The following is a 15,304-nucleotide window of genomic DNA, read 5'->3' as shown; positions in this document are numbered from 1 at the left end:
TGTAAATTCATATATTCAATAATCTATAGAATTCGCTATTTGAACTAGTATTTCAGGTGTTACTTCATCAGCAACTTTTTTATTAATACTGAACACATATTGCCAACCATCTTTTTCGAAAATTAACAAATTAAAACCACGAACTAATTTATCTTCATACAGAGCGATAGTACCACTATTTAACTTAAAAGTTTTTGGAATGAGCTTGTCACTAAAGTCTATTTTATGCTTAAGTGGCCGAACATCAATTTTGAAATGATTCCCAGGAAATTGGTCACTTATGAAATTCATTTCAAACGTATCATTGATCTCGCCGTCTAAATTGTTGAATCGACCAAATTGATGAGTAAAGCTTATCGGTGGTACTCTAAATGGCAATTTTAGTTGTTGATTGAAATGTTGTTCGAAATCGTCTAAAGCAGCATTTACTGTTTTGTATCCTTCTTCAGTGAATATTTCCTCAAAGGATGGAGGCTCTTCGGTGGTATTTCTAGAACTCTGTGCATAATTTGCTCCCAAAACAAGAATGCTTAACAAACTTACGAGGAATGGAATATTTTTAAACAATTTCATCATCCTAAATTATTTTTAAATTTAGTTTGCCCTGTGTAGTTACAATAATACGTCAACGAAAAAAGCTGAACTAATCCAAAAATTAGTTCAGCTTAAAATTAATTCATTTTAATGGTGCTCTGTTTTTTACTTAATAAAAATCAGTTTTCCTCAGGAAGTTCTTTCACCTTCTCCAAAGCGATAACAAACGGAGGATCATTTTTTTGATTTAAAAATTCATATTTTAAAACATGTACCGATTTTTGTGGTAATTCGCTTACAAAACGAATGACTTCATCTCGTTCCTCTTTACCACCTTCATGCCCATGATAGACAACTAATACAATAACCCCACCAATTTTTAATAAAGGCAATAAACTTTCAAGTGCTTGTATTGTCGTATTTGGTTTCGTAATAATAGAATGATCACTACCTGGCAAATAACCAAGATTGAAAATGGCACCTGCAACGGGCTTTGTTACGTATTTTCCTATGTTCTCATGCCCATCACGCAAAACGAGTGCGCGGTGTTCAAGTGAGCTGTCAAGCAACCTATGAAGTGTCGCGTTTACGGCATCTTTTTGTACATCAAAGGCGTAAACATAGCCATCATCGCCAACTAAGTTTGCTAAAAATAATGTGTCATGTCCATTACCAGCCGTTGCATCAACCGCAATATCACCTTCTCCAATCGACATTTGAAGTAAATTTTGAGCATATTGAATTACGCGTTGTAGCTTCATTATTTCTTCACATCCGCTTGATAAAATTTCCCTTGCCAACTGCCTCGGCGTTCTAACTCGGCATCAATACCATTTAATACTTCCCACTTATTCACAGACCACATCGGACCAATCATTAAATCAATCGGACCGTCGCCTGTAATGCGGTGAACAATCATTTCCGGTGGAAGTATTTCAAGTTGGTCGGCAACAAGTTGAATGTAGGCATCCTTGTCCATAAATTCAAGCATTCCTTTTTCGTATTGCTTTACAAGTGGTGTGCCTTTTAAAAGATGCAGTAAATGGATTTTAATTCCTTGTACATCCAGTTTTGCCACTTCACGAGTCGTTTCCATCATCATGTCGTAATCTTCTAGCGGTAAGCCGTTAATAATATGTGTGACAACACGGATACCATGTTTGCGCAGCTTATTAACCCCTTCAACATACATTTCATAATCATGCGCGCGGTTAATTAAATTCGCAGTTTTTTCGTGCACTGTTTGCAAGCCTAACTCAACCCAAAGATATGTGCGTTCATTTAATTCTGCTAAATATTCAACAACATCATCTGGTAAGCAGTCTGGGCGTGTTGCGATACTCAGTCCCATGACACCTTCACAAGCAAGTGCTGCCTCGAACTTTTCCTTTAAAACAGGTAGCGGTGCGTGGGTATTCGTATAAGCTTGGAAATAGGCCATCGTTAAACCATCTTTCCATTTGCTCTCCATTTTTGTTTTGATTTTTTCAAATTGTACAGAAATTGGATCTACCTTATCGCCAGCAAAATCCCCTGAACCAGCAGCCGAACAAAAAGTACAACCCCCAAAAGCGACCGTACCATCTCGGTTTGGACAATCAAAGCCAGCATCCAAGGCCACTTTATAAACTTTCTTACCAAATTCATTTCGTAAATAACGGTTCCATGTATAATAGCGCTTTCCATCTGATGGGAAAGGGAAATTTATTTCAGTCATTAGTTTATTCACTCCTCTAACGTTTTATTTTAACATGTACATATAGGCGGTACTAATAGAAAATCTTATTTATCTTCATTTTTTATGAAGATAAATGCCTTGGACACAATTACACCAATGCGAAATTGATTGAAATTTTCCGTTTAAAGGAATAAACTAATCCAATGCAAATTGTCATTTTAGGAGGAAATTACATGCCAAAACAAGTTTGGCTTTTAATAATGGGGACATTTGTAAATACAGTGGGGAATTCATTTCTATGGCCGTTAAATAGTATTTACATACATGATTATTTAGGAAAGACGCTAACGATGGCGGGCTTTGTATTGATGCTCAATTCGTTAGCGGGTGTGTTTGGCAATATATTGGGAGGAATATTGTTTGATAAGCTTGGTGGTTATAAAACAATATTAATAGGCGTCATATTAAATTTAATATCCATTTCATTACTTACGATGTGGCATGAATGGCCGCAGTACATTATTTTCTTAACGATGCTTGGCTTTAGTGGAGGGATTGTATTTCCTGCGCTTTATGCCATTGCGGGAAGTGCTTGGCCAGAAGGGGGCAGGAAATCTTTCAATGCCATCTTCTTAGCAAATAATGTAGGGGTAGCGATTGGTCCAGCACTTGCAGGAGTCATCGCAGACATTCAATTTGAATGGGTCTTTATGTCGAATTTAATTGCTTATATTGTGTTCTTCTTTATTGTTATCTTTACATTTAAGCGCTTTGATTCAGGTAAAGTAACACGGAAAAAAGTAATGTCCGAAACGAATGATAAAAAAGCGAAAGCGCCTCTTATTGCGCTGAGTATTTTAAGTATTTCATTAGTATTATGCTGGCTGTCCTATTCGCAATGGAGTGCAACAATCTCCTCTTACACGCAGTCACTAGGCATGAGTTTGTCGCAATATAGTTTACTGTGGACATTGAACGGCTTTATGATTGTGGCGGTTCAGCCAATTATTAAACCACTTGTGACGCGTTGGGAAAAGAAAATCAAACATCAGCTTGTACTTGGTTTAGCATTAATGTCCGTGTCCTTTTTCGTCGTATACTTTGCAGGTGATTTTAAAATGTTTGCCGCAGCGATGGTTATTTTAACTTTAGGGGAAGTATTTTTCTCACCCGTTATCCCAATGCTAGCAAATAAAATGGCGCCATCTGGACAGGAAGGGTTTTATCAAGGATTAGTAAACAGTGCTACAACGGTAGGAAGAATGATTGGTCCATTATTTGGTGGATTAATGGTAGATTTATATGGAATGCAAGTATTAATGCTCATCTTAACGGTTATATTGATTGTAGCGATTATACCGTGTTTGTTATATGATCGAGGATTAAAAAACGAGGAGATCTGACAAGTGGATTGAGGAAAGGGCAGTTAACATATTGAAAATGCCAGTAAATGATAATCAACTACTTGTGCTTTTGTCGCCAATCCGCTAAAATGAATGAAATATTAAAAAATGACTGTGATAAGGAATAGTAGACGGTTCTTCCTTTTAGAGAGCTAGCGGTTGGTGAAAGCTAGTAGGTCGTAAGTCGAACTCGCCTTTGAGTTAGCTTTGGTGAACGAATAGTAACTAAAGCCGTGTATTCGCGTTAAGAAATCAAGCTGAGTGCAGTGTCACTAATGTGGGTGGTACCGCGGGAGTATTAAATATCTCTCGTCCCTTCTTATTATAAGAATGGGACGGGATTTTTTTGTTTTTCAAATATTCCGTCAATTCGATGCGCACAATACATTTTCAAAGGCATCCACATAAGAAAGAAGAACACCTTGCGCGACCTTCGTACAAGAAATATCTTTCTAATCACAGCAATCGTAAATTAGAGGAGGAATTATTGTGAGCTTTAATCATCAACAAGTCGAAAAGAAATGGCAGAAATATTGGGCCGACAATAAAACGTTTAAAACGGAAAATGAAGTGGATAAACCAAAGTTTTATGCACTTGATATGTTCCCTTATCCATCGGGTGCAGGTCTACATGTAGGGCATCCAGAAGGGTACACAGCAACAGATATTCTTTCACGTTTTAAACGTATGCAAGGCTATAATGTGCTACATCCAATTGGCTGGGATGCATTTGGTTTACCAGCAGAGCAATATGCACTTGATACAGGAAATGACCCTGCTGAATTTACAGCGAAAAACATCGCAACATTCAAGCGTCAAATTCAAGAGCTTGGCTTCTCATATGACTGGGATCGTGAAATTAATACGACAGATCCGTCTTATTACAAATGGACACAATGGATTTTCACAAAATTAGTGGAAATGGATTTAGCTTATGTGGATGAAGTAGCAGTTAACTGGTGTGAAGCACTAGGAACAGTACTTGCCAATGAGGAAGTAATTGATGGGCTTTCTGAGCGCGGTAGCCACCCAGTAGTGCGTCGTCCAATGCGTCAATGGGTTTTACGTATTACAAAATACGCTGACCGTTTAATTGATGACCTTGTAGATGTGGATTGGCCAGAATCAATTAAAGATATGCAACGTAACTGGATTGGGCGTTCTGAAGGCGCACAAGTGAAATTCACGATTGCAGATACTGACAAAGACTTTGAAGTATTTACAACGCGTCCAGATACATTATTCGGAGCAACATACTGTGTACTTGCACCAGAGCATAAATTAGTAGCAGAAATTACTTCAGCTGACCAAAAAGCAGCGGTAGAAGCTTATTTAGAAAAAGTAGCATTAAAATCTGATCTTGAGCGTACAGATTTAGCGAAAGAAAAAACAGGTGTATTCACGGGTGCATATGCGGTGAATCCAATTAATGGCAAGCAAGTCCCAATCTGGATTGCTGACTATGTATTAGCTACTTACGGTACAGGTGCGATTATGGCGGTTCCAGGACATGACGAGCGTGACTATGAATTCGCAAAAGAATTTGGCTTAGACATTGTTGCTGTTTTAGAAGGTGGCAATATTGAAACAGAAGCGTTCACTGGTGACGGTGTTCACATCAATTCTGATTTCCTAGACGGTTTAAATAAAGAAGACGGCATTGCAAAAGCGATTGCTTGGTTAGTAGAAAACGGTGTCGGTGAAAAGAAAATAACGTATCGTTTACGTGACTGGTTATTCTCTCGTCAACGTTATTGGGGTGAGCCAATTCCAATAATTCACTGGGAAGATGGCACAATGACAACGATTCCAGTGGATCAGTTGCCATTAGAGTTACCAAAAACAGAAAATATTCGTCCATCAGGTACAGGTGAATCTCCACTTGCCAATATCGATGAGTGGGTAAATGTTGTACACCCTGAAACAGGTTTAAAAGGTCGTCGTGAAACGAACACAATGCCGCAGTGGGCAGGTTCTTCATGGTACTTCTTACGCTATATTGATCCAACAAATGATGAAGCATTAGCAGATCCAGAATTACTAAAACGTTGGTTACCAGTTGATATTTACATTGGTGGCGCGGAGCATGCGGTACTTCACTTACTGTACGCACGCTTCTGGCATAAAGTGCTGTACGATTTAGGCATTGTACACACAAAAGAGCCATTCCAAAAGTTATTTAACCAAGGAATGATCTTAGGTGAAGGTAATGTGAAAATGTCTAAGTCATTAGGAAATGTTGTCAATCCAGATGATATTATTGAATCACATGGTGCTGATACATTACGTCTATACGAAATGTTCATGGGTCCATTAGAAGCATCGATTGCATGGAGCACAAATGGTTTAGATGGGGCGCGTCGTTTCTTAGATCGTATTTGGCGCTTATTCATAACAGAAGAAGGTCAATTAGCGGCAAAAGTTCAAGTTTCGGATGATAAAACGTTAGAAAAAGTGTATCACCAAACAGTGAAAAAAGTGACGGAAAATTATGAAGGAATCCGTTTCAATACAGCGATTTCACAAATGATGGTATTCATTAACGATGGCTATAAAGCGGATGTGATTCCAGTTGAATATGTAGAAGGCTTTGTGAAATTATTAGCACCAATCGCACCACACGTAGCAGAAGAAATTTGGGCGATTTTAGGCCATGAAGGTACAATTACCTATACAGAGTGGCCAACAGCGGACGACTCGAAGCTTGTAGATGATGAAGTAGAAATCGTTGTGCAAGTATTAGGTAAAGTCCGTGCGAAAGTACAAGTAGCGAAAGATATTTCTAAAGAAGATTTAGAAAAAGTAGCACTTGAGGATAGCAGAGTTCAAGAGTTTATCGACGGGAAAACGGTTGTAAAAGTCGTTGTTATTCCAGGGAAATTAGTAAACATTGTTGTTAAATAATTTGATGTAAATTAAATTTTTAAAATGACATTTCGGCTTTTGGTCGAAATGTCATTTTTTGTGTTAAAAGGAAATGGCGTATGGTATTATTTTAGGATAGGTACTGTGCGATTAGAACTATATAGAATGTTTTAAAAAAGGAAGTGAACACTTGTGGAAGAATCAACAATATTAATTATTGAAGATGATGCTGATATTTTAGAAGTGCTTTCATTGTATGTTCAAAATGCAGGATATCACACGTTAAAAGCGACAACTATAGAAGAAGGCTGGAAGTTAATTACGACGGAGGCAATTGATTTAATGTTAGTCGATATCAATTTACCAGATGGAAATGGCGTTGATTTAGTAAAGCGAATACGTGAACAGTCCGAAGCAATCATTTTTTTTGTCACCGCGAACGATACGATAGAAGACAAGTTACAGGGGTTTGATGTAGGTGCAGCCGATTATATTACAAAACCTTTTATTCCCAAAGAAGTAATCGCTAGAATAAAGGCACATTTAAATCGCAAAAATGGCCAACGGAAAAACCAATATACTTTGAATGATATAGTTATTGATTTTGAAGAAAAGTCCGTCCATAAAGCGGGGGAGAAATTACATCTCTATACAAAAGAAAGGCAAATATTATTTTATTTGGTTGAACACCGGAATCAAGTATTAAGTGTAGATCAAATTATTAATAATGTATGGGGTTTTGAAGAAATAGTAGACTTGAAAGCGGTCGCAGTACATATAAGCATGCTTAGAAAAAAGATTGAAAAAAACTCTGCGAAGCCTAAAATTATACAAACCGTAAGAGGGTTTGGGTATACATTTAATACGAACTTAGAAGAGTAGAAAGATAACAATTAATCCATAGTGAATCAATGAAAAAAGAGATGGGCTCATATGCACGAGCCCACCTCTTTTTTCATGATATTTAAGTGCGTATGCAATCACTTGTTACTTGGAAGCAAATTTGTCTAAAAGATTATGGAACTGAAGAGCATCTTTACTTTCCACTGTTAAATTCACCATATATTGTTCTAATTGGTTTGTAGATATTTTGAATGTATTTGGTGAATAATTGAGCAGCGTATTAGGATGTTCTGAATCATAAATAACATATGTTTTTGTACAGTTATTATTATTTGATATCCATAAAATTTCTTCTAGTATCGCATCAGTTGGAAGTACATGAGGGAAAATCCGCTCAGTATGCATTAAACCAATAAGTGCCGTAAATAAAAATTGCTTTTGAAAAGCTGCATCCACTAAAATCAGTACATGTTCGTCATAGTCATTATGATCGATCAATTCTTCTATTTTTTTCTTCATTAACTCATCTATATAAGACATAACCTGCTGATAGCGACTTTCTGGAATCGCTTTTTGCATTTGTAAAAGATTTAAAATGCGATACACCGGTATAAATATTTTAATATAAAACTCATAGCCTTTAAAATTATCAACAAGTTTTAAATAGGTCTTTTTCGCATTTTCAACATTTGCGCTAACAAGTTCATTGTAAAAATTATTGAGCATTTGTGTAAGGTTTTCTGGCTGATAGGAAATTAATTTTTTGATCTTAATATGATTATTAATGGATACGTGAAATGCCTTTCTAGTGTCAATATATTTTACTCTAGGTGATGTTGGAAATTGCGGATTATTTTTTTCAACAATTGCAAGTTTGCCATCTGAAAGGAGCACTATTGAATTTTCAGGATAGATTCTAATAAAATCTACAAATTCCGTTAATAATTCACTATTTAATATATGAGCATCTCGATATAAAAGGCTAAATGCGTCAGCAGCGCGCAATGCATCCCGATAAACACGTTTCATCGTAATTGCTGAATAGACATCTATAATTTGTAAAATTTCTAATTCCATTGCAAAATCATGAGCATTTTGATACTGCGGATAACCTCCCCCATCTTTCCGTTCATGATGAGATTTTGCTAAATAGGCAATATCAGATAAACCCAGCTTCTTGAAAATAGCTTCCCCTTCAACTGTATGCGTTTTCATAATTTCGAATTCTTGCCTAGTTAGTTTACTCGGTTTTTGCAAAATAACTAGAGGAATTTTCAGCTTGCCAATATCATGTAATAAGTAGCCAATTGCGAGCCTTTCTAAATTTTTTAAACGCATTTTTCTAGCAAATAGAGTACCAAGAATAAATGCATCAATACAATGCAAATAAGAATAATAATCCCAATTTTTGAGCTGAGTTAAATAATCCTTATAAGGCGCATTGCTTAAAATTTGGTCATATAGATCGGCTAAGTATAATATATCTGCTTCGTTTTTTAAAATCTGTCCGTAGCGAATTTCGGTATCTAATTCGGCTAAAAGGGAATAAAATTCAACAGTTGAGTTGGCTAGGGGAATAGGCACTGAGTTTGAAATGTCTGTAACGCTTAAAAGCAGTTCATCCCAATCCAACGTATGTTTATCAGAGGAGGGTTGCCCAGCTGTTTGATTGACATGTTTTGCATGATGTGGACTGCGATAAATAGTGACGAAATAAATATGGTTCTTTTTTAACAAATCAATTGCTTTTGAAGTGAGTGAATTGTCTTTCTTCATAAAAAGTTTGCGGTCAACAAATAAATCACTCGATAAAATATCACCGATTGCAACATCATTAATTGAAATTTGTACTGTGTTTGACAAAGGGGGAACACTCCTTTTAATTATTGTAATAATTATGGTATTACGAAGGCGTTAGGGACATAATCTAGTGAAAATATATCTTAATAATGGTTTACTGACTATTCAGTCGATTTTTTTATTTTATAATAAGTAAATGGTTGTGTCTGTGAAATAAGTCACAATAATAGATGGATATATCATAGGTAAACATTACATAATTATCTGTTGGAATAGGATTTCGTGAGGCAAAATAACTATTCAGTACATAGTTATTTTATGTAATACTATATAAGTAAATGATTTATAACATTTAACGATTTAATAGAAGAAAGTAGTGTATAAAGATGGCACAAGCATCACATTCAGTTCAAATTCCAGTAAGTCAAGACAAGGTATGGAGCTTTGTAAGCAAAATTGAAAAGTGGGCAACTTTAGTTCCTGCGTATAAAGAGCACACAGAAATCGATGAACAAACGTCGAAGTGGACTTTTGAAGGGAATTTTAAAGGTCTAAAGAAAAAAGTAGAACTTGAAATTAAAATTGTCGAGTTCAATGAACCAACAAATATTAAATTTGAAATTAAAGGTTTATCCGATAACTTCACAGGTGGCGGCGAATTCAAAGCCGAAGTAAGTGGGAGCGGCACGATGATGACAGGCACTGTAGAAATCAACGCGGGTGGCTTATCTGGCGCTGTTTTAACTCCAGCGATTAAAGTACTGTTACCAAAAGTAACATCACGTTTAACAGAAAAAATAGCACGTAATATTCAAGCGTAATTTTATAGCCCATTAGAAAAGTTATAAATTTTCTAATGGGTCTTTTTAGTTCATTATACAAAATAATGGTAGAATAAGAAATGGTTCTAAATAACTTGTAATATTTGCCGATAATTAGTGCAGAGGTATAGGGATTTTCATATTCAAGTTAGTATACATATTGAATTTAATGATAATAGGAGGAAATATTATGAAGAAAAGTAGTTCGAATTTCAATAAATTATTTGCAACGACAGCGATAGCTACAGCAGCACTTGTTGTGCCGATGGATGCATTTGCTGCAGAGGCGAGCTCGGTAAAGATTCTTGGTAATAATATTGTAGGTGATGTATTAACAGCTGATATTTCAGCATTGCCGACAAATGTAAATTTGGAATATCAGTGGTTTTATGATGAGGGATTAGATGCAAATCCTACACCAATCACTGATGCAGAGGCAAAAACCTATACTATCCGTTCAGGAGATATTGGCAAAGCGCTTATTGTAAAAGTGACGATGGATGATGGCACTGTGCATACAAGTGAAAAAATAGTAGTGGATAAGACGATTAAGATAATAAATAAGAAAACGAAAAATGAACCAGCAAAGGACCCAGCGCAGAAAGATACATTTGTCAACGATATTATATATGCTGAAATTAAGAGTTTAGGAGAAACTTTCAAATCATATCAATGGTATTACTTTGAAAATGGCAAAAAAACACCTATTGCTGGTGCAACGAAATATGAATTAATCATACCAGTTGAAGCAGCGGGGAAAGATCTAATCGTTGAAGCGAAATCGGAGTCTGGGCAAACATATACAAGTGCACCAGCAAAAATTAAAGAATTAGATTTAATAGTAGGTGTGCCGACTGTGACAGGATTTTCACCAGATAAGTTCGCCCTACCAGGTGATAAATTAACTGTTGCGAATCCAGTTGTGAAAGATGATGTTAGAGAGTTAAAGGCAAACCAAATTGCATATTCGTATCAATGGATGTATGAAGTGAATGGTTCTTATTCTTATATAGAGGGAGCAACTGCTGCAACGTATACAATTCCAAAAGACGCACTAGATAAAGAAATGAAGAATATTGTTGTGCGCGTAACAGCCAAAGTTGGTACAGCGGAACCGAAATCAAACAACTCACCAATTATAACGGTGGCTAATACCCCCGCGGAGGCTCTTATCCTGGAAATTAAAAGTTTATTGGGGACAGATGATACGAATAAATCAAAAGTTTATAATCCAGATAAAATAAAATCATTCGGTGATGAAATAAATGACCTTAATAGTAAGTATGCAGCACTAACAGCAGCAGCTAAAGCGAATATTACAAACTATGATATTTTAAAACGTGCCACAGAAGATCACGCATTAATGACGGCATTAAAAGAGAAAGTCGACAAAGCAAAAGGAATAACGGATGCTACAGATAAGTTACAAGAATTTAAATCACTTTGGGCAGAATATGAACAATTGGATTTATTGCAACGTAGCCTAGATACTGGAAGTTTGATGTTCGCTGATATTAAATTGGGTATAGTCGATGAGCTTAGTACATTTGAAATTACTGAAGTAATCGCCATTAATAAAGATATTTTAGGTCTCTTAGAGGACTTAACAACAGGTGGAACAGGTCAGTCGTATGAATTAGTGCAATATAAAGAAAAGGAAATTGCTAAATTACAAGAAGCTATTACAAAAATCGAAAATCGCATTGCTGAATTATCAAATGACTATCAAATGACGATACAAAATCAAGATATTTTAACAACAGCGAAATCAGATATTAAAAAAGTACAAGCATTCCTCACAAAGGTAGAAAAAATTGATCTTACTGCAACAGTGAAAAAGCAGAAAACAGCTGCAAAATCTGTTCGCAAGGATTTTGAAAAATTAAATGTGAAGCAACAAAGTTTAGTTCCTTCTTATATTTATGATGAGGATCATCCCGAAAGTTCGAAGAGTAAGCTGATATTAGCTGAAAAGGCAGCAGAAGCGGATGTTAAACTCGTTCAAGAAGGGATTAATAAATTCATTACACTGGGCGATACCAACTCGTATAAAGCGATTCCGACTACTGAAGAAATCAATAAAGTTATCACTGACTACAAAGCACTATCAAAAGAATCCTCAATAAAAATAACTGGCTATACACAATTTTTACAGCTACAGAAGGATATAAAAATTGCTGAAAAAGTGCGCAAACAGCTCGATAATTATGGAGTGTTATTTGAATCAGGTGGTGGAAAATATTCATCAAAATTAAAATCGGCATATAACAGTACAACAAAAGCGTTTAATAAATTGACGTCTCTGCAAAAATCTTTAATAGCGGCAGCTGATCTAGATAAACTGAAAGCACCAGGAGAGCCAGAGCAAAATCCAGACGACAAGCCACTAACAGAAGAGGAAAAAACGGCTAAAGACCAAGGGACGGCATTTATAGGTGAAATTGATACGGCACTTGCATTAGTTACAGGGGATTTTAATACTTATTCACAAGCGATTGAAGCAGTCGTACTGAAATATAAAAATGGCTTGCCTTCGAAAGCGCGCAAATATGTAACAAATTACGCGGCACTACAAGCAGCAGAAAAAGATATTAAAGCTGTAAAGTCATTTTTGAAAAAGGTTGATCAAGCTGCTATGGAGGCAGATGCAGGAAAGCGTTATTCAAAAATTGAAGGTGTTCAAAAGGCATTTTTAAAATTACCTGCCACTCAGCAAAAGTTTGCAGCCCAGAATGCAACATATACGACGTTAATCGCTTCTATGGGAGGCACGAATGGTCTGTTAGGGGCTTTTGATGAAAAAATAGTCGAGCTTAATACTGGCGGTGCTACTGTTGAGGGAATAAAAAAATTAGAAGCTGAATACAAAACGTTTTCTTCAGCTGAGAAAAAGAAAGTTCAAAATTACCATATTTTAAAACAAGCTCTAGCGGATGTAAAAAAAGTTGAAGCATTTAATGCGAAATATGCGAAAATGCAAGAAAATATGCCTACTTCTGTTACTTCTACAATACAAGCTTTCAATGCATTGACAGACCAGCAAGCTAGACTTGTGCACGTTGACATTCAAAATAATATGATTAAGCTAGAAATCGAACAGCGTGATAAGAATACGAAAGCGTTAGATTTAATCAATATGATCAATGGTTTAGTGGGTATCGATGGGGACTATGTTACCGATTTACAGGCTGCTGTTACCGCTAGTAGAAATGCATACGACTTGTTATTACCAGAAGAACATAGCCTTGTGAAAAACTATTCGAAGCTGACTAGAGCAGAAAGTGATTTACTTAAAGTGAAAGAAGTGCGCCTTATAGAGGATATTATTGGGACTATTGGAGATGAAGATGAAAATAAAGTCGAAAAAGAAGCAGCCCGCAAAGATTGGCAAAAAGCGTTTAATCGATTATCGAGGCAACAAGAAAAATTATATTTAACGATGTATCCAGGTCGAAAGTAGTGGCAATAAAGAATGTTATTTAGTCGGTTCGAAAGATAAAAAAATGCGCATCTTTTCAGTGATTAATACCAACCATAGTGGAAGGTAAAACGAGTGGAATGTCGCATGTAAAATAAAGCATAAGTAATGCCCATCTAATAAATAGGTGGGCATTATTTTGCGTTTACCTAATATTGTATATTTAATTAGAGATACCCCCAATAATGCAGCCTTTATTATTTGCAAAAAAGGAAGGTCCTATTTTAATTTATGTAAACAATCTCCCCATCCATGATAAACATCACATCAACTACATGACACTTTTCTCTACTACTTATTCGACACTTCCATTATACTTATCGTAAGAAAGAGGTGCATCGGCGTGACACAAATAATGACGAATCAAAGTAGCTATAGTGCAAAAGAGGAATTTTGGAATGGTTTGACGCATGGAGTTGCAGCGTTATTGACGATTCCTGCGACACTTTTATTAATAGAAAAGGCTCAAATGAATGGGTCACAAACGGAAATGATTAGCTATATCATTTTCGGCATCTCGATGTTTTGCTTATATTTTGCTTCTACGATGTATCATATTTGGCCAACACATAAAGTATTTTTGAAAAAACTTGATCATAGCTCTATTTTCTTGTTAATTGCTGGAACGTATACACCGGTTGTATTAGTTGCTATTGGTGGGGAGCTCGGTTGGACGATCTTTATTATTCAATGGGTGCTTGCGGCAATTGGTATTATATTAAAACAATTTTTTGTTTACCGCTTTAAAGTCGTTTCATTGCTTGTTTATATTGCAATGGGTTGGATTATTATTTTTGTTGCAAAGCCGCTGTTAGTCCATATTTCATGGGAAGGTTTTTTCGTACTTCTTATCGGAGGGCTTTGTTACACAGCAGGCACATACTTTTATAAAAATAAGCGCATTCCATACAATCACGCAATCTGGCATGTATTTGTTGTTGCTGGGAGTGCCGCAATGTTTGCCGCAATCTATTTCTATGTATAAGAGAAATTTGAATAGAAAAGGACATCCACTCAAAGAAAAAGAATGGATGTCCTTTTCATATTATGTGCAAGTTAATTAGATACTCGCAGTAAATTTTTCGATGAGATCTTGCAAATACTCATCATATTGTTCATTGTTGCATTTTTTCATTTGAAGTAAAATGCGGTTGAGGAAATCTTCATTTTCCATAAACATTTCGGGTATCGTGTTATAAAGTTGTTCATGATGAAAATCATCCTGGTCTAAATAAAGCTCAAAATAATAGCCGAGCGAGTCTTCCTCATTAAACAAATGCATCATGCATTCTACTTCATAACATTGCATCATAAATTCATGGCTAAAGCCGGCTTTAACGGTAAAGGCAATATGGCCGCCCGCCTCATCAATCGTAAAAGGGCTAATATTTGAAATGAGCTTATCCCCGCTATAGAGCCAAAAAAGTGCCTTTGTTTGACGGTTTGTAGAAAATGCTGTAATGCCCTGAGGTGCTTGACTTAAAAAGAATTGCTTTGCCTGCGCAGCCTGAATCGTTGTTGCTGGGTCCCTAGCCGTGATTAAAGCATTTAAATTGCTTGAAATCGATTGTAAAAATGCAGGACTTTTTTGTATATGTTCCACAATCTTCTTCGTTTGGGTTGGAAATGTATGGGGCATATTATTTAAATCAATTGCTAAAGACATGCCTAAACCATTTTTACTTAATCCAACTATCAATTGAAGCGGTACATATTTAGCATAGTTTTCTTTTATTTCATAATAGCAATTCGCACGAACGAGAAATCCAAATTCCTCCTCTTTAAAATCCTGCATTCGATAGGAAGTTAAGTGGAGCTGCATCTGCTCATCCGTGGCCAAGTAAAGCGTTGTTAGTGAATCTTGATTATTTTGCATGTTTTG

At 36.0% G+C, this 15,304-nt stretch carries 11 protein-coding genes and 1 other annotated feature; of the genes, 6 read left to right on the top strand and 5 right to left on the bottom strand.

The window, feature by feature from the left end:
* Positions 1-15 precede the first annotated feature (15 nt).
* The 3 genes from ACQKIH_RS06585 to mnmL form a co-directional block, all read right to left on the bottom strand.
* Positions 16-573 (bottom strand): hypothetical protein, encoded by a 558-nt coding sequence (locus tag ACQKIH_RS06585; RefSeq protein ID WP_427764270.1) that lies wholly within the window; start codon positions 571-573, stop codon positions 16-18.
* A 140-nt stretch (positions 574-713) separates the two neighbouring features.
* Positions 714-1,295, bottom strand: coding sequence for a tRNA 5-(aminomethyl)-2-thiouridylate-methyltransferase MnmM (mnmM, locus tag ACQKIH_RS06580; protein ID WP_427764267.1), 582 nt, complete (start codon positions 1,293-1,295; stop codon positions 714-716).
* Complete coding sequence (gene mnmL, locus ACQKIH_RS06575; RefSeq protein ID WP_427764264.1) at positions 1,295-2,251, bottom strand: tRNA modification radical SAM protein MnmL/YtqA; 957 nt, start codon at positions 2,249-2,251, stop codon at positions 1,295-1,297. The genes mnmM and mnmL overlap by 1 nt, the downstream gene beginning before the upstream one ends.
* 194 nt (positions 2,252-2,445) lie before the next feature.
* Between mnmL and ACQKIH_RS06570 the strand changes: the two genes are divergently transcribed.
* From ACQKIH_RS06570 to ACQKIH_RS06560, 3 genes are all read left to right on the top strand, one after another.
* Positions 2,446-3,615 (top strand): MDR family MFS transporter, encoded by a 1,170-nt coding sequence (locus ACQKIH_RS06570; protein ID WP_057989017.1) that lies wholly within the window; start codon positions 2,446-2,448, stop codon positions 3,613-3,615.
* 105 nt (positions 3,616-3,720) lie between these two features.
* Positions 3,721-3,935, top strand: a binding site (T-box leader).
* 169 nt (positions 3,936-4,104) lie between these two features.
* Positions 4,105-6,519: a leucine--tRNA ligase gene (leuS, locus tag ACQKIH_RS06565; RefSeq protein WP_057989019.1), complete on the top strand. Its 2,415-nt coding sequence runs from the start codon at positions 4,105-4,107 to the stop codon at positions 6,517-6,519.
* Positions 6,520-6,672: 153 nt separating this feature from the next.
* The gene (locus ACQKIH_RS06560) at positions 6,673-7,362 is read left to right on the top strand and encodes a response regulator transcription factor (RefSeq protein WP_057989020.1); all 690 of its coding nucleotides are present in this window, start codon (positions 6,673-6,675) and stop codon (positions 7,360-7,362) included.
* A 105-nt stretch (positions 7,363-7,467) separates the two neighbouring features.
* Here ACQKIH_RS06560 and ACQKIH_RS06555 read toward each other — a convergent pair whose 3' ends face one another.
* Positions 7,468-9,186, bottom strand: coding sequence for an HD-GYP domain-containing protein (locus tag ACQKIH_RS06555; protein WP_427764259.1), 1,719 nt, complete (start codon positions 9,184-9,186; stop codon positions 7,468-7,470).
* 323 nt (positions 9,187-9,509) lie between these two features.
* Between ACQKIH_RS06555 and ACQKIH_RS06550 the strand changes: the two genes are divergently transcribed.
* From ACQKIH_RS06550 to trhA, 3 genes are all read left to right on the top strand, one after another.
* On the top strand, positions 9,510-9,944 hold the full coding sequence (locus ACQKIH_RS06550; RefSeq protein ID WP_427764256.1) for an SRPBCC family protein: 435 nt from the start codon (positions 9,510-9,512) through the stop codon (positions 9,942-9,944).
* A gap of 190 nt (positions 9,945-10,134) precedes the next feature.
* The gene (locus tag ACQKIH_RS06545) at positions 10,135-13,404 is read left to right on the top strand and encodes a hypothetical protein (protein WP_427764254.1); all 3,270 of its coding nucleotides are present in this window, start codon (positions 10,135-10,137) and stop codon (positions 13,402-13,404) included.
* 361 nt (positions 13,405-13,765) lie between these two features.
* A complete protein-coding gene (gene trhA / locus ACQKIH_RS06540; RefSeq protein WP_057989028.1) occupies positions 13,766-14,407 on the top strand; it encodes a PAQR family membrane homeostasis protein TrhA in 642 nt (213 codons plus the stop codon).
* Positions 14,408-14,482: 75 nt separating this feature from the next.
* Here trhA and ACQKIH_RS06535 read toward each other — a convergent pair whose 3' ends face one another.
* Positions 14,483-15,298 carry a hypothetical protein gene (locus ACQKIH_RS06535; RefSeq protein WP_057989031.1) on the bottom strand — a complete coding sequence of 272 codons (816 nt, stop codon included), beginning with the start codon at positions 15,296-15,298 and terminating at the stop codon, positions 14,483-14,485.
* Positions 15,299-15,304: the final 6 nt, after the last annotated feature.

It is taken from the genome of Solibacillus cecembensis (assembly GCF_050272495.1).
Lineage (GTDB): Bacteria > Bacillota > Bacilli > Bacillales_A > Planococcaceae > Solibacillus > Solibacillus cecembensis.
This window is presented reverse-complemented; position numbering and strand designations above follow the sequence as displayed.

Bases quoted from the DNA above. Each gene is read 5' to 3' on its own strand.
- ACQKIH_RS06585 (WP_427764270.1), bottom strand. From the start codon at position 573: ATGAAATTGTTTAAAAATATTCCATTCCTCGTAAGTTTGTTAAGCATT.
- ACQKIH_RS06545 (WP_427764254.1), top strand. From the start codon at position 10,135: ATGAAGAAAAGTAGTTCGAATTTCAATAAATTATTTGCAACGACAGCG.
- ACQKIH_RS06535 (WP_057989031.1), bottom strand. From the start codon at position 15,298: ATGCAAAATAATCAAGATTCACTAACAACGCTTTACTTGGCCACGGAT.
- mnmM (WP_427764267.1), bottom strand. From the start codon at position 1,295: ATGAAGCTACAACGCGTAATTCAATATGCTCAAAATTTACTTCAAATG.
- mnmL (WP_427764264.1), bottom strand. From the start codon at position 2,251: ATGACTGAAATAAATTTCCCTTTCCCATCAGATGGAAAGCGCTATTAT.
- ACQKIH_RS06550 (WP_427764256.1), top strand. From the start codon at position 9,510: ATGGCACAAGCATCACATTCAGTTCAAATTCCAGTAAGTCAAGACAAG.
- ACQKIH_RS06570 (WP_057989017.1), top strand. From the start codon at position 2,446: ATGCCAAAACAAGTTTGGCTTTTAATAATGGGGACATTTGTAAATACA.